Source organism: Christiangramia lutea, from assembly GCF_022489035.1.
Classification (GTDB): Bacteria; Bacteroidota; Bacteroidia; order Flavobacteriales; family Flavobacteriaceae; genus Christiangramia; species Christiangramia lutea.
This window is the reverse complement of the sequence record NZ_JAKVTV010000003.1, coordinates 240838-256781: the sequence shown is the minus strand read 5'-3', so window position 1 is coordinate 256781 and position 15944 is coordinate 240838. Positions and strand designations below refer to the sequence as shown.

Genomic DNA, 15944 nt, shown 5'->3' with positions numbered 1-15944 from the left:
AACTTAAACAATCTACTTATGAAAAAGTTCTTAATTCTATTATTTGCAATTACTGTATTTACAGCCTGTAGTGATGATGATGATTCAGGCTCAAGTGACAAAATTGTTGGAACCTGGGTGCTGGTAGAAGCAAACAACGTTCCTGGTTTTACAGTTGATGATTGTACAGGCCAGTCTACCATCACCTTTAATGAAAACAATACCGCATCTTCTACTTTCTATGGAGATGTTGAAGGAGAATGTATGTCTGATACAGACTCAGGATCCTGGAGTAGTTCATCAAATTCACAATACACGATAAATATCCCAGGGTTTCCTGATCCTGTAACCGGCACAATTGTATTTAACAATAACAGGTTTACTTTTACACCTAATGAATTCCCTGTAGCAAGCCTCACATTTGAAAGAAATTAAATAAAGTTCTTAAACGCTTAAAAAGGTGGCTTTCGCCACCTTTTTTTATTTCGTAATTTTGTGCGCGCTTAACCGACTAGTTTAGCGGTTAAGTAAAAAAAATAAAATCAAGAGCATGAAAAAAGTGGTTGTTGGTCTTTCCGGAGGTGTAGATTCAAGTGTTTCAGCATACCTTTTAAAGGAACAGGGATATGAGGTGATTGGCCTGTTTATGAAAAACTGGCACGACGACTCGGTAACCATCTCAGATGAATGTCCGTGGCTTGACGATAGCAACGACGCTATGATGGTTGCCGAAAAGCTCGGCATTCCTTTTCAAACCGTAGATCTCAGCGAACAGTACAAAGAGCGTATCGTAGATTATATGTTCAATGAATACGAAAGAGGCCGTACTCCAAACCCTGATGTTCTATGTAACCGTGAGATCAAATTTGATGTTTTCATGAAGATCGCTCTATCTCTTGGAGCAGATTATGTTGCGACCGGGCATTATTGCAGGAAGTCTGAAACTGAAAAGGATGGAGAAACTATCTATCAGTTACTTTCAGGAAAGGATAATAATAAGGACCAGTCATACTTTCTCTGCCAGCTTACCCAGGAACAGCTTTCAAAAACCCTTTTTCCAATAGGGGAATTACAGAAATCGGAAGTTAGAAAGATCGCAGCCGAACAAAATTTGGTTACCGCTGAAAAGAAGGACTCCCAGGGACTATGCTTCATTGGAAAGGTAAGGTTACCAGATTTTCTTCAGCAAAAATTAAAACCGAAGGAAGGGGTGATCGTGGAAATTCCTGCCATAAACGGAAATTATACCAGGAAAAAGGTCAAATTCAATGATCCTAAGGAGGAACTAAAGCATCTTTCCAAAAAATATAATTATAATCTCGAAGACGGTAAAGTAGTTGGAAAACACCAGGGCGCACATTATTTCACCAAGGGCCAACGTAAAGGACTTGCTGTTGGCGGAACTCCTGAACCTTTATTCGTAATAGATACAGATGTGAAGGAAAATGTGATCTACACGGGCCAGGGAAAAGATCACCCGGGAATTTACAGGCAGGGTCTTTTCATTGACCAGGACGAGATACACTGGGTTCGAAAGGACCTTGCCATCGGTGAAAATGAGAACCTAAAGGTAAAAGCAAGGATCAGGTATCGTCAACCTTTGCAGGAAGCCACTTTGCATCAAACCGATAATGGAATGTATGTGATATTCGAAAAGCCACAAGCATCAATAACCGAAGGTCAGTTTGTAGCCTGGTATTTAGATGATGAACTGATTGGTTCAGGGGTCATCTCATAAAATATTATTGTTCCAAAATATTTTCAGGCAAAATAATTCTGAAAGGTTTTCCCAAAGCATATATATTATTATGTTTGAGGGAATCTTTACAACAGGAACAAAATGCCGTCAAAGAATAGAATTACCAGTCTTTTTAATATCGAATATCCGTTAATCCAGGCAGGAATGATCTGGGCCAGCGGCTGGAAATTAGCCAGCGCGGTATCTAATGCAGGAGGACTTGGAATTATAGGCTCAGGTTCTATGTATCCAGAAATTCTAAGGGAACATGTTCAAAAATGTAAAAAAGCGACTAATAAACCTTTCGCCGTAAATGTTCCTATGCTATATCCCGAGATCGATAAAATCATGGAGATTATTATCGAAGAAGGTGTGAAGATCGTTTTCACCTCGGCAGGAAATCCAAAAACCTGGACCAAGCATCTGCAGGATCATGGAATCAAAGTCGTGCATGTGGTAAGCAGCGTAAAATTCGCAATGAAATCTGAAGAAGCTGGGGTTGATGCAGTGGTTGCTGAAGGCTTTGAAGCCGGAGGTCATAATGGCCGGGATGAGACCACAACTTTCACTTTAATACCTATGGTAAAAGAAAAGATTTCAATTCCGTTGATCGCTGCGGGTGGTATTGCTACAGGTAAGGGAATGCTCGCTGCAATGGTATTGGGTGCAGATGCTGTGCAGATTGGAAGTCGTTTTGTGGCGTCCCCAGAAGCATCTTCACACGATAATTTCAAAAAAATGGTGGTTGATTCCAAAGAAGGTGATACAATTTTAACATTGAAGGAACTGGCCCCTGTAAGACTTTTGAAAAATAAATTTTACGAGGACATACAGGACCTTTATTCAAAAAGCCCAAGTAAGGAAGAACTTATAGAATTACTGGGAAGAGCGAGGGCAAAAAAAGGTATGTTCGAAGGTGATCTCGATGAAGGCGAGCTTGAAATTGGTCAGATTTCAGGATTAATCCATGAGATCAAACCTGCCGAAGCAATCGTAAAAGAGATCATCCAAGATTTTGAAAACGCCCTGGAGGCACCGCCCTTCATCTAATTATCCTTCTCGCATGGAGTTCAGGATCGCTGCTCCACCAAGGAAGAACATAAAGATGATATAAAAGATGATGATTAAAAGATAAATAAGAAGCATTCCCTTTGCCCAGTTTTTTCTTGAGATATTATTATCGCTGCCAAATCCCCAGACCAATAGCATAATGATTCCAACTAAAGGGATACCTGAAATAAAAATATAGAGAGCCCATTTTGCTGGGCTATTCTGACTTAACTGACTCATATTCAAAATGTTTTATCATTTCAATTTAGCATAAAATTTTTTAACAACTAATTTTATGTTCTATTTTAAACGAAAAACTATTGAAAGGCAGCAAGTTTATCTAGTTCCTTAGCAACAAAACTTCTCCATCGCATCTCAGCTTCCCTGTTTTCACTATGCATGGTTTCCTTATCAAATTGATCCTGCAAGGCTGCGCGTTCCTTTTCAATTTGATTGTAAATCCTTTTCAAATCCTGTCTAATAGTCCGGCCAATTTCATAACTATTTAACGCCTGTCTTAATTTCCGGGCGTATAGTTCAGAAATATCGAAGTGAAGTTGTTCATGAGCCAGCAGATATTCATCTGCATCTTCTTTTTTGACCCAGGATTTTTCCGGATAGAAAAATGCATGAACTTCATGCTTAAGAACCGGTTTACCAGAAGAGGTACTATAATTCCAGCTATAAGTAATCCCTGAATTCGTGTTTGCTGAATATGATAAACTGGAATCTGGCTCTGCCTGAAAATCTCCCCAGCTTAATAAAACACCTTCTCTCCATTCTATTTTCAACTGCTCCTGTTGCGGATAACCAACCACAATAAAGATCAGGTAAAAAATGGAAAAAAGTTCAATTCTCATGAATAGGTAAAAGAGATATTCTTTTCAATATCGGGATGCAAACTTTGTAGAACCGGACAGGTTCTTCCAGTTTGCTCAAGTATTCTGGTTTCCTTTTCAGAATAAGACGATGGAAATTTAATATTCACATCTATAATCGAAATCCTTCTGGGATCAGCAGCCATGGTCTTTGTAACTTCAGCCGAGGCTCCATCAATGTTAACTCCTAAAGATTCAGCTTTAATTCCCATCACAGTAAGCATACAGGTAGCCAGGGCATTGGCAACCGTATCTGTGGGCGAAAAGGCTTCTCCCTTACCGTGATTATCTGTTGGGGCGTCTGTAATCATCTTCGAACCACTCTTTAGATGCTCCGATTCTGTTCTTAAGCTGCCAAGATACTTAACTTTAGAGGTCATTCACTACGCTTTTGGTCAGATCCTTATCCAGTTTCAATATATAAATTGCATCATTAATAAATCCTCCTCCCGTACTTGGGACATAATGAAACTTACTTTCATTGTATTCAGTATAACCGGGATATTTTTCGAAAGATTCATAAAGATCTTCAGCAGAAGCCAGTCTTAAAAGAACATCTAAAGTAAGGTCATAACCTCGAACCGCGTAACGGTTTGGTTCTACATTAAACCTGTCCAGATATTCCTTATTAAAATCCTCAGTAAGCGAACTTTCATATTCTTTATCTACCGAAGGATAATGGAATTTTAGATTACCCAAATGATTATTTGAAACAATATCGTTCTCAAATGCATTGGTTTTATTTGTTGTGAACAAAGTGATATCATGTTCTCTTGCCATTCTGTTCAATGCCGAAGTAGCACTGCTCACCAGGTTAATATTTCCCGATTCAAGGATAACCCAGTTCTCACCTTCCGTCATCACTCCGGCCAGCATTTCATCTGAAATATAATTATCTGTAGGATTTACAGGTCTTGCTGAAGGAATTATATTCATAAGCTCGTTTTTCACCTGGAATGATCTGCCGTCAGCAATAATGATAACATTTTTTCCCTGCGAATTCCTGGAAATATAATCGAGCATCGCTTCCTTCATATATTCGTCTCCGGGAATTGATTGAAAGAGATTCTGATGCCCTTTCATTTTACGGTTAGACAAAGGATTTATCACCGGAACATTAGTGTTTTGCAACCTGGAGGCTGCAGCCTCTGCAGTCTCCTGTAAAAGTGGTCCTATCACCGCATCTACTTCATTGAAATTGTTGGTATTGATGATATTTGCGACTTCAGATGCTGTTTGCTTAGTATCATACACCTTCAAATTAGTAGAAATACCATAAGATTTTGCTTTGTCTAAAGCCATAAGAACACCCGAGTAAAAATCCAGCGAGATTCTTACCACCCGCTCGTTCATAATAGAATTGCGATAAGTGTCCAGTGAGTCCTCTTCGATCTTTTGTAGATGGTATGGCAACATCAAGGCAATATTCTTAGTAGACCTGTTGGTAATAGATTCGCTCAGGTCCATTTTCATATTCGAATCCTCGCTCATACCGGCAAGAGATTCATCATCAAGATCTGCTCCTTCAGGATTTTCCGGAACCTTAAGAACCATCCCAAATTTTAATCCGTCTTTCAAAGCCGGATTCAACTGCCTGAGAGAATCCATGCTAACCCCAAATCTTCTGGTAAGGCTAAAAAGGGTTTCCTGTGGCTTCACCTCATAAAATCTGAAGCGATCATCGGTAATGATCACCGGTTCATCTTCAAGCACATCAACTCCCACCTTGATCATCATCCCTGGCTGAAGAGTTTCTACTCTTGGATTTGCTGCCTCAAGTTCCTTCACGGTCATCCCATACTTTCTAGCGATCCCATATTTGGTTTCCTTTGGAAGCACGATATGCTCTCTCGTTTTGCTAATTTGACTTTCCTGAGGCTTCTGCAGCGAGGTTGGGTTTGAAGTATTTTGAGCAAGATCATTCCTGTCTGAACTAGTACTTGGAACTCCCTGAGGAATTCTTATAATCTCTCCAATTTGCAATTCTTTAGCATATAACTGTTTATTATACCTTTTAATCTGGTCTATTTCAACATTATATGTTTTAGAAAGGCTATATAGGGTTTCCTTTTTCTTGACCTTATGTTCTACGAACTGATTGGCTTTATCATTAGTAGCAGCATTTTCAGTTCCCGAAATAGTTGCATCTAAAGGAATTACCAGCTTTTCATTTACCCCAATTCCTTCCTTGGCATCTGGGTTATATTTGTAAATATCTTCTTCCTCTATATCGTAGGCTTGAGAGATGCTAAAAACGGTCTCTCCCTTTTTTACAGTATGATATTTATAAGATTGGGCATTTCCCAAAATCGAATAAAATTGAAAAAGAAAACATATTACAAATAGGTATTTCATTACGATAGATTTAGGTTGAACGATAATCTAATTATTCCCACTCAATAGTTGCAGGTGGTTTAGAACTGATATCATATACCACTCTATTAACGCCTTTAACCCGGTTTATTATTGTATTGGATGTTTTTTGCAGAAATTCATAAGGTAAATTTACCCAGTCTGCGGTCATCCCATCTGTAGATTCTACAGCTCTCAGGGCTACTACCTGTTCGTAGGTTCTCTCATCTCCCATCACTCCTACCGACTGAATTGGTAAAAGTATAGCTCCTGCCTGCCAAACCTTATCATACAACATCCAGTCTCTTAGTCCCTGAATGAACACATGATCTACTTCCTGAAGTATCCTTACCTTTTCTGCAGTGATATCTCCCAGGATCCTAATTGCCAGTCCAGGGCCTGGAAATGGATGTCTTCCCAAAAGTTCTTTATCTATTCCAAGTTCCTTGCCAACTCTTCGCACCTCATCCTTAAACAACATTCTAAGTGGCTCTACCACCTTAAGTTTCATGAAATCTGGCAATCCTCCCACATTATGGTGAGATTTTATAGTTACTGATGGTCCATTCACGGAAACCGATTCAATAACATCTGGGTAGATGGTTCCCTGTGCCAGGTAAGTAACATCCTTTATTTCATGAGCCTCATCATCGAAGACATCGATAAATGTATTCCCGATGGCTTTCCGCTTTTCTTCAGGATCGCTTAGACCTTTAAGGGCATCAAGAAATCTATCTGAAGCATCTACTCCTTTTACGTTAAGTCCCATATGCTTATACTGATCCAGAACGCTTTCGAATTCGTTCTTCCGCAGCAAACCATTATTTACAAAAATGCAATATAGATTCTTCCCAATTGCTTTATGAAGCAGCACGGCAGCTACAGTTGAATCTACCCCACCACTTAAGCCAAGAACTACCTTATCATCACCAATTTTTTCTTTAAGTTCAGATACAGTAAGGTCTACGAAAGCACCAGGTGTCCAGGTTTGTTTTGTACCCGAAATCTTTACCAGGAAGTTCTCCAGTAACTGTTTACCATCAGTAGAATGATAAACCTCAGGATGAAATTGAATTGCAAAAGTTTCTTCACCTTCAATCCTATATGCGGCATTTAATACGTCTGAAGTACTTGCCAGTCTTACCCCGTTTTCAGGAAGCTTGATAATAGAATCACTATGACTCATCCAAACCTGCGAGTTCTCTTTTATATTCTCAAATAAAGGTTCAGCATCTTTTATAACCGAAAGATTCGCTCTTCCATACTCTCTGGTATCTGAAGGCTCCACTTTTCCGCCAAAGAAATGAGCAAGATATTGAGCTCCATAACAAACGGCCAGGATTGGAAGTTTACCGCGTATTTCAGAAAGGTCTGGATGCGGAGCATCTTCTGCTCTAACTGAAAAGGGACTCCCCGAAAGGATGACCGCTTTAAAGCCTGATAGATCTTCAGGTATTTTATGAAAAGGATAAATTTCGCAGTAAATATTTAGCTCTCTTACTCTTCGCGCGATTAGCTGGGTATACTGCGAACCAAAGTCTAGGATGAGTACGTTGTTTTGCATGCGCAAAAATAGGAAAACGAGAAAAAATGCAGGCAAAGGATTTGATAAAATTTCTATATTTAATAAAGCTTAATACTCCTCATATGAAATACCTTACTGCCATCATTTTTTCCATCGCTATCGTTATTTCAGCTTTCTTTTTGGGTAATTCCTATGTTTCCCGGGCCAACCCAGATGGAGTGATCTCGGTTACTGGTTCAGGAAGCGAAAATTTCGTTTCAGATCTTATTGTTTGGGAAGGCAGATTTAGCAGGATGAATCCAAATCTCGAGCAGGCTTACAATCAATTGAACAGGGACAAGGAAATAGTTAGGAACTACCTTATAGACCAGGGCATAAAACCTGAAAATATCGTTTTTAATTCGGTTCAAACGAATGAGCAAAGAGAGAACCAGTATCAGAATGGGAATTTTACTGGCAGTATTTTTAAAGGATATGAATTGATCCAGCCCATAAAAATTGAATCAACCGAAGTGGAGCTCATCGAAGCTGTTTCCAGGGAAATCACTGAACTCCTCAATAAAGGTGTACAGTTCAATTCAGCTCCTCCAAGATATTATTACACAAAAATTGCCGACCTTAAAATTGAAATGATCTCTAAGGCTACTGAAGATGCCAGGTTAAGGGCAGAAAAGATCGCAGCGAACAGCGGTGAAAAATTAGGTGATCTTAAAAATGCCAATATGGGAGTTTTTCAAATTACAGGACAGAATAGCGGTGAGGATTATAGTTGGAGCGGAGCATATAATACGGCAGATAAAAATAAAACCGCTTCCATCACCATGAGACTCGAATTCGAAATTGATTAATATCTACGCTTAGTTAAGATTAGCAAACTCAAAACCTTTCAAATGAGTATTTTAGAGAATTACAAGGCAAATTACACCCTCTGGTTTTTTCAGTTAGACCCTAAAATCCTAAAATAAACTAATTTCTTTAACATCTTACTATAAAATTTAGGCTTTAATTTTCAAACGTTGATAATTTATTTAGAAACCGCAGGTTATCTTTATAAAGCCAAAAATCTAAAGCTTGAATAAGATCTCTAAATATGGTGATCTGGACAGAATGAAAAAGTCTGAATGGCTTTTGAATCCTGCAAGAACCCGGGAAACTATTTTGAAGTATTTGATTATTCTGATACTCACCGTTTCTCTGGCCTACTTTATAATATAGCTTTTGATTTAAATCCTTATTTTGCCCTACATTGAAAATCTTTAAAATTATTGAAGATTATTTATAAAAAAACTTCACGAACTACATGAGGTTTTTTTTATTGCTTTTAAGAAGTAAGTAATTACTTGGCAGCCACTTACGAACTTATCACGTCACGATAGATTTTCCACTCTCCATCTATTTTTTTCCATAAGGTGGAATAATGTCCGTGATCTACTTTATTTCCATCAGGAGTATAAATTTCATAATTCTTTCATACGCATATTCGCCAAAATCCATTACCTCTTCAGTATTTACTTTAAGTTTAAGCCCTCCTTCGGCCATGGGTTTATGAGCCGAAATAACGGCTGCCTTTCCATTGAGAGGCTGCTGACCAGACATTTTGAACATTACGTCTTCAGCAAAGAAATTTCCAAATTTTTGCATATCAGCAGCTGCGATCGCTGCTTGCATTTTATCGGAATTGGATTCGATCGTTCCTTTTAACTCTGATGAATCTTGAGCATTGCTACCAAATGCAAGAAATAGCAAAAGAATGAAACAAATAAATTTTTTCATGATTTGAAATTTAGTTGGTTAGTAAATTAAAAGCCGAAAAAATTGAATTCATTTGAAAATCCCCATTTTCATAGAATCATTTTTCAGACTCGGTTTAAAATACAAACTTTCTAAAAATCAATGGAATAGCTTTTATCCAGCCTTCTCTTCCAGGGTTTCCAGAATCTGGTCGATATCATTTTCGGTAGTATCAGGATTAATAAAACAAAACCGTATTACGCTTTCACCTTTCCAAATAGACGGAGTCACCAATGCAAAACCCGAATTATGATTTCTGTAGGTCCAATCCCTGTAATCTTCAGCGCTCCAACCCTTCCTTTTAAAAAGAACTACAGACAAACTTGCCGGTCTCACCAATTCAAGGTTATTATTTTCTTCAACCTTTTTAGCAGCCAGCTTTGCCAGTTCTATACCCTGCTCAATTGCTTCTTTGTACTTATTGGTTCCATGCATGGCCAGGGAAAACCACAAAGGCATTCCCCTTAACCTTCTGGTAAGTTGAATCTGATAATCTGCAGGATTAAAGCCCTGAGCACCTTCATCTTTGAAAATCTCCAGATAAGCACCTTTCTGGGAGTGAGCCTTTTTGGCAAGTTCCAGATCCTTATAAATAACGGCTCCACAATCGTATGGTGAAAAAAGCCATTTATGTGGATCTATGGTAATACTATCTGCTTTTTCGATACCATTGAACAGATGGCGCACAGAATTTGCCGCCAGGGCACCACCACCATAAGCACAATCTACATGCAACCAAACATTTTCTTTTTCACAAACCTCTGCAATTCCTTTAAGATCATCAATAATTCCCGCATTGGTGGTACCACCGGTAGCAACCACGGCAAAGAGTCGGTTTCTATCCTTCTCATTAAGATTTGTGATTGCATTGTGCAACTCCTCCCCGGAAAGGAATTCCTCTCCGGAATCTACCAGGTGTACATCTGCATCCATGACCTTGGCCATAGATTTTATAGAACTATGAGCTCCGGTTGAAGTTATCAATAATGCGCGCTCACTGGCATAATCGGGTTTTTGATCCCTCCATTCCTCCCTGGCGGTAACCAGGGCTGAAAGATTTGCCGCAGTTCCCCCACTCGTAAAAACACCAAAAGCACCTTCCGGAAGTTTAGTTAAAGAAACCAGCCATTTCATCGCCTGATTCTCGCAAAAAATACCGCCAGCGCCTTCCATCCAGTAGGCTCCGTGAATACTTGATGCTGAAGTTACCAGGTCGAACATGATTGCCGCTCTTGTTGGAGCTGCTGGCACAAAGGCCAGGTGTCGTGGATGATCTATTGGCACTGTTGCTTTCACCAAAACATCTCGGAATAACTGAAAGGCATTTTCTCCTCCAATTCCTTCCGGAGTAATTGTCTCTCCCACTATTCGTAAAAGATCCTCTTCTTTCTTTGGGGAACCTAATTCAGGGGTAACGTTAGAGATACGGTCTATGGTATACTTCATGACATCCAGGGTCATTTCTACCAGGTCCATATCGATGGTATGCATTCTGTTATTTTCCAAAAGTCAGGATTTTAAAATTGGACTCTAAAGGATCTAGTTCTTCCATTAATTTAGAGATGAGATCTTCGCCATATTCAACATAAAACTCAGAGAAATTGGTTTGTCTCTCCTGTAAACTGCGATTCGGGAAAAGATCATTTTGAAGTTCTGCAATCCTTTCCACTTCGTCCTTGAGCTTTCTTTTTTGAGCTTTCAACAATCTTTTTTCAAGATTTTCAAGGCCTTTCAACTGCTTTACTTCCTGTGCTTTTACTGCGCCAAGAAAAGATTCATCAGTCTTTTCGGCTAGTTCATACATCCCCTGAAATTGCTCAACTAGATGCTCTTTTTGTGGTGAAAAATCTATATCGATATTTGATATTTTTCGCACTTTTCTATTGATAAGTTCATGCTGTTTCAGGAATAACTCCTGAAGTGAGATATTCAGCCTTTCACGTTTAGTATTCTGCTTTTCTGTTTGTAATAGTGCCGAATTCCGAAGTAACAACATGGGAAAAGTCACTTTTTCGGCTTCAAAATATGATTTCAATTCAAGCCAGTATGCCAGCTCTCCCCCACCACCAATATAACATAGGTTTGGCAGGATCACTTCCTGGTAAAGAGGTCTCATCATAACATTAGGACTGAATCTTTCCGGATGATCTTCAAGCTCTTTCAGAATTTCATCTTTGGTCCACGAGATCTCTGTATCATTTACAAAATACTTGTCTTCCTTGCCTATGATCCTTTCGCGAATTTCGTGATCCAGGTAAAACAAATTAATTTCCCGTGGGTTCACCTGTACATTATAGTCAAGTTCATTCAGTTTTCCCACTGCTTTTGAAGTCTCCTGAAAAGATATTTGCCTGGTAAGTTCATTTTTGGCAAAGGGAACAAAATGTTTTTTTAATCTTTTATCTCCTGCCGCAATAATCACCAGACCGTACTTTCCAAAAATCTCGTTGGCGATAAACCTGGTTGCATCGGTAAGATTATCATGTTGCAGATATCCTCTTTCAAAAAGCTTTTTTAAATATTCCGCATTCTCTCCTCCTCCAATCTCTGCCGAAAAAAGCTTGAATACCTCATCCAGGCCTTCTGTGGAAAGGTTTCCCACGGCTGTCATCCCAGCTTTATCATCAGCATTATTCCATTTGAATTTTTTACCATTCAGATTGAAAAAATTGATCTCTTCAAAATCATGGTCTTCTGTAGCCATCCAGTAAATAGGGACAAAATTCTTTGTCGGAAACTGTTTCTTTAGCTTTTTAGTGAGATTGATAGTTGAAACGATCTTATACAGAAAATACAATGGTCCTGTGAACAAATTAAGCTGGTGACCAGTAACCACGGTATAGGTTTCTTCAGAACTCAGCGAATCAATATTGGCTTTGGTAGCTTCCGAAACGGTAATTCCAGAATACTGATCCTGTAGAACTTCAACAAGATCTTTCCTGATCTTATTATTGTAGGATTTCTTTTTTTCCTCAATCTGAGAATCAAAATTCTCGATGCGTGGAAATCTGTTATATAACTCTTTCAGTTCATCCTTTTCAGATAAATAGTCCAGGATCAAAGAAGTAAAGTAGTTGGTTTCGGGATATTTAACGAAGTCTGCCGACATTAGCGATTTTGAAATTTTCACGTAAAGATAAGGTCTTTTAAAGACTAAAATAAATTCAGGATTATTTAGGAAAGTCTTAACAAGCGATAAAATTTAGCTAATTATTTAATTTCTAACTTTCTATAGATAAATTTCATCATTATGTCATCACGTCTTCTTAAAATCTGCTTAATATTTATTGCCTTTTTATTCTTTTCCTGTAGTTCATCAGATGATTCCACACCCAGTGAACCAGATAGAAGCTACGAAGATGTGAAAACCGATTTTCAGGCGATAGATTTCCAAACGGGAGTGAATGATGTTTCCATTAGAGATATAAATGGAGTTCTTAGATTCTTTAGAGTAATAATCCCGGAAGGAGATCTTTCCAGTAACCTCAGACCACTGGTCATGACTTTACATGGTGCCTCTGGTGGGAATCCCGATGCTCACAAAAATACTGGTTGTTTTGCCGAGGAGGGATTTGCAGCTATAAATCCTATAATTATTAGTCCTAACGGTGGAAATCTTGATTGGATAGAATTTGCAAATCAGGTCCTAGTGCTAAGCCTTTTTGACCTCGCCATAAACTATTTGCCTGTAGATGATACAAAAGTAGTTGTGAATGGATACAGCAACGGGGGTAATGGAGCCTGGTTTTACGGAGAAACCCAACCTACGGTAGTAACTGCATCCATTCCCATGGCAAGTTCCTATAATACCTTCAATACAGCCGGAGAAGCCAGGCGAATTGATGTCCCCATGTATGTGATACATGGTGAGAACGATGAGTTATTTCCTCTGCAACGAACCCAGAATTGGGTTGAAGCAACGAGAAGTGCAGGTACAGAGATCACCCTGGAAGTAGCTCCAGGCCTAACCCACAATGAACCCTGTAACTATGTTGATCACGTGAAAAATGCAGCAATTTGGCTTGAAAATGATGTATGGGATTAATTAATTTTCCTGGATCGTAAATATTTTCCTGGCATTCGGCTTATCTGCTAAGTTGGTTTTATATTTACTGGCATTATTCAAAAACCCTATTTTTAATGAAACGCCAGATTCTATTCCTTTGTTTTTTCTTTCTAATAACACAAAACTTATTATCGCAGCAATTCCAGTCGCCCTCAGATTTTCTAGGATATGAATTAGGGAGTCAGTTTTCGCGGCATGCAGATGTTGTGAATTATTTCAAGCATGTTGCTGAAAATTCGCCATTAGTAGAATACCATACTTATGGAAAAACCAATGAAAGGCGCCCTCTTACCTATGCGATAATTTCTTCTGAAGAGAATATGGCCGATCTTGAAAAAATTAGGAAAGCTCATTTAAATAATGCCGGAATAGGTAGTTCTACTGAAAATTCAGAAACAGCTATAGTCTGGCTGAGTTACAATGTGCATGGAAATGAAGCCTCCAGCACTGAAGCCTCCATGAAAACCCTTTATAGCCTAATTACGGAAAAAACAGACTGGCTAAAAAATACAATCGTGATCATTGATCCCTGTATTAATCCTGATGGAAGAGATAGGTATGCAAACTGGTATAACCAGGTAAAAACAGAACCATATAACATTTACCAGAATGCTGCAGAACATAATGAACCTTGGCCCGGAGGAAGACCAAACCATTACCTTTTCGACCTAAATCGTGACTGGGCCTGGGCCACCCAGATAGAAACCAAACAAAGACTAAAGGTTTATAATGAATGGTTGCCGCATATTCATGTAGATTTCCATGAACAGGGCATCAATGATCCTTATTATTTCGCACCTGCGGCTGAACCATTTCACGAGATCATCACTCCATTTCAAAGAGAATTTCAAAAAACAATAGGTAAGAATCACGCCAGGTATTTCGATAAGAATGGGTGGCTTTATTTTACAGGAGAAAGATTTGACCTGTTGTATCCAAGTTACGGAGATACCTATCCTACATATATGGGAGCAATTGGGATGACCTACGAACAGGCAGGGCATGGACGTGCCGGTTTGGGAATAAAAACTGACGAAGGATATATTCTAACCCTCAAAAACAGGTTAGAACATCATCATACCACTGGATTATCTACTATTGAGGTTGCCTCCAGCAATGCTTCTGAATTGAACAAAGAGTTTCAGAATTACTTTGCAAATGAAGACTTCGTCTATAAAAGCTACGCCTTAAATGGTAGTTATGATAAACTGAAAACTTTAAAAGAACTTCTAAACAGACACCAGATTAAATATTCATATTCGGGTTCAGGACGTGTAAGCGGATATAGTTTCAGGGAGAATGGAAATGGCAATCTGAATAGCGATGAAAATACTCTTATCGTTTCTACAGATCAGCCCAAAGGAAAAATGGTAAAGGTCCTTTTTGAGCCTAAGACCAAATTGATGGATTCCCTTACCTATGATATTACCGCCTGGAGCTTGCCTTATGCTTACGGACTTGAAGCCATTGCCAGCACAAAAATCATCAATGGTTCTGGAAGACCTGAAAAGCAAATTATCGAGAATATTGCAAATCCGGATGCAGCCGGGTATATCACCAAATGGAATAGCATGAAGGACGCAAACTTCCTGGCTGAGCTTTTGCAAAATGATATAAAAGTTCGTTTTAGTGAGGTTCCTTTTATGAGCAACGGTAAAGAATTCGCTCCCGGAAGCCTTATCATCACAAAAAGTGACAATCTGCAAAAACCAGAATTTGATTCAAAGGTAATTGAGCTCGCTGATTCCCACCAAAGGCAACTTTTAACGGCTGAAACAAGTTTTGCAGGAAGCGGACCAGATTTTGGGTCATCTGATATAAAGATCATCAATCAGCAGAAAATTGGATTGCTAAAAGGAGACGAGGTTTCTTCTCTTAATTTCGGTGAGATCTGGTATTTCTTCGAACAGGATCTTAATTACCCGGTTACTCCAATTAACAGCAGTTATTTTGACCGAATTGATCTGGATGAATTTGATGTTTTGATTATTCCTGAAGGCTGGTACATTGATTTTCTAGTTGAAGACACCCTGGAAAAAGTAACTTCCTGGATTAAGGCAGGAGGAAAATTAATTGCCATTGGAAACGCAGTTGGCGCCTTCAAAAATAAGGAAGGTTTCGGCATAGCGGAAAATAAAATTGAAGAGAAAGATACTACAGCTACACATCCTAATCTTACACCTTACTCAAAAAGGGAACGTGAAAGTATCAAAAACCTGATCACCGGTAGTATAATTAAAACCAAAATAGACAATTCTCATCCTATGGCATTTGGATATGAGGATACCTATTTCAGTCTGAAATTAAGCAGCGACAGCTACCAGTTATTAAGCGAGGGTTACAATATTTCTTATATTGAGGAACCGGAAATTGTTTCTGGCTTCGCCGGAAGCGAGGCTTTAAAAAAACTAAACAACTCTTTGGTATTTGGAGAAGTCCCTATGGGTAAAGGTAGTGTGATCTACATGGTAGACAATCCTTTATTCAGGGCATTCTGGGAGAATGGAAAATTATTTTTCGCAAATGCCATTTTCTTTACAAATAATACAGGTTTCGATTATTAAC

General features: G+C 38.8%; 15 protein-coding genes. 7 read left to right on the top strand and 8 right to left on the bottom strand.

The window, feature by feature from the left end; translation table 11 throughout:
* Positions 1–18 precede the first annotated feature (18 nt).
* The 3 genes from ML462_RS10550 to ML462_RS10540 all read left to right on the top strand — a co-directional run bounded on the left by ML462_RS10550 (position 19) and on the right by ML462_RS10540 (position 2767).
* Positions 19–414 (top strand): lipocalin-like domain-containing protein, encoded by a 396-nt coding sequence (locus ML462_RS10550; RefSeq protein WP_240713779.1) that lies wholly within the window; start codon positions 19–21, stop codon positions 412–414.
* 115 nt (positions 415–529) lie between these two features.
* Positions 530–1717, top strand: coding sequence for a tRNA 2-thiouridine(34) synthase MnmA (mnmA, locus tag ML462_RS10545; RefSeq protein WP_240713778.1), 1188 nt, complete (start codon positions 530–532; stop codon positions 1715–1717).
* A 102-nt stretch (positions 1718–1819) separates the two neighbouring features.
* A complete protein-coding gene (locus ML462_RS10540; RefSeq protein ID WP_240713777.1) occupies positions 1820–2767 on the top strand; it encodes an NAD(P)H-dependent flavin oxidoreductase in 948 nt (315 codons plus the stop codon).
* Here ML462_RS10540 and ML462_RS10535 read toward each other — a convergent pair whose 3' ends face one another.
* From ML462_RS10535 to guaA, 5 genes are all read right to left on the bottom strand, one after another.
* Entirely contained in the window at positions 2768–3007 is a 240-nt protein-coding gene (locus tag ML462_RS10535) for a hypothetical protein (protein WP_240713776.1), read from the bottom strand.
* Positions 3008–3084: 77 nt separating this feature from the next.
* Positions 3085–3627: a DUF922 domain-containing protein gene (locus tag ML462_RS10530; protein ID WP_240713775.1), complete on the bottom strand. Its 543-nt coding sequence runs from the start codon at positions 3625–3627 to the stop codon at positions 3085–3087.
* The gene (locus tag ML462_RS10525; RefSeq protein WP_240713774.1) at positions 3624–4025 is read right to left on the bottom strand and encodes an OsmC family protein; all 402 of its coding nucleotides are present in this window, start codon (positions 4023–4025) and stop codon (positions 3624–3626) included. The genes ML462_RS10530 and ML462_RS10525 overlap by 4 nt, the downstream gene beginning before the upstream one ends.
* Complete coding sequence (locus ML462_RS10520) at positions 4015–6000, bottom strand: LysM peptidoglycan-binding domain-containing protein (protein WP_240713773.1); 1986 nt, start codon at positions 5998–6000, stop codon at positions 4015–4017. Before ML462_RS10520 ends, ML462_RS10525 begins: the two co-directional genes overlap by 11 nt.
* A 31-nt stretch (positions 6001–6031) precedes the next feature.
* Positions 6032–7561 carry a glutamine-hydrolyzing GMP synthase gene (gene guaA, locus ML462_RS10515; protein ID WP_240713772.1) on the bottom strand — a complete coding sequence of 510 codons (1530 nt, stop codon included), beginning with the start codon at positions 7559–7561 and terminating at the stop codon, positions 6032–6034.
* Positions 7562–7644: 83 nt separating this feature from the next.
* On the opposite strand from guaA, the gene ML462_RS10510 reads away from it, so the two are divergent.
* Positions 7645–8370, top strand: a complete 726-nt coding sequence (locus tag ML462_RS10510; RefSeq protein ID WP_240714075.1) for an SIMPL domain-containing protein — start codon at positions 7645–7647, stop codon at positions 8368–8370.
* 223 nt (positions 8371–8593) lie between these two features.
* A complete protein-coding gene (locus tag ML462_RS10505) occupies positions 8594–8737 on the top strand; it encodes a hypothetical protein (RefSeq protein WP_240713771.1) in 144 nt (47 codons plus the stop codon).
* Between the two features lie 213 nt (positions 8738–8950).
* Here the strand turns inward: ML462_RS10505 and ML462_RS10500 are convergent, their stop codons facing one another.
* From ML462_RS10500 to bshC, 3 genes are all read right to left on the bottom strand, one after another.
* The gene (locus ML462_RS10500; protein WP_240713770.1) at positions 8951–9295 is read right to left on the bottom strand and encodes a YybH family protein; all 345 of its coding nucleotides are present in this window, start codon (positions 9293–9295) and stop codon (positions 8951–8953) included.
* A 132-nt stretch (positions 9296–9427) separates the two neighbouring features.
* Positions 9428–10804 (bottom strand): pyridoxal phosphate-dependent decarboxylase family protein, encoded by a 1377-nt coding sequence (locus ML462_RS10495; RefSeq protein ID WP_240714074.1) that lies wholly within the window; start codon positions 10802–10804, stop codon positions 9428–9430.
* 4 nt (positions 10805–10808) lie between these two features.
* Positions 10809–12422 (bottom strand): bacillithiol biosynthesis cysteine-adding enzyme BshC, encoded by a 1614-nt coding sequence (gene bshC / locus ML462_RS10490; protein ID WP_240713769.1) that lies wholly within the window; start codon positions 12420–12422, stop codon positions 10809–10811.
* 141 nt (positions 12423–12563) lie between these two features.
* On the opposite strand from bshC, the gene ML462_RS10485 reads away from it, so the two are divergent.
* Both ML462_RS10485 and ML462_RS10480 read left to right on the top strand, forming a co-directional pair.
* On the top strand, positions 12564–13358 hold the full coding sequence (locus tag ML462_RS10485) for a dienelactone hydrolase family protein (protein ID WP_240713768.1): 795 nt from the start codon (positions 12564–12566) through the stop codon (positions 13356–13358).
* 95 nt (positions 13359–13453) lie between these two features.
* Positions 13454–15943 carry a M14 family metallopeptidase gene (locus ML462_RS10480; RefSeq protein ID WP_240713767.1) on the top strand — a complete coding sequence of 830 codons (2490 nt, stop codon included), beginning with the start codon at positions 13454–13456 and terminating at the stop codon, positions 15941–15943.
* Position 15944 lies beyond the last annotated feature (1 nt).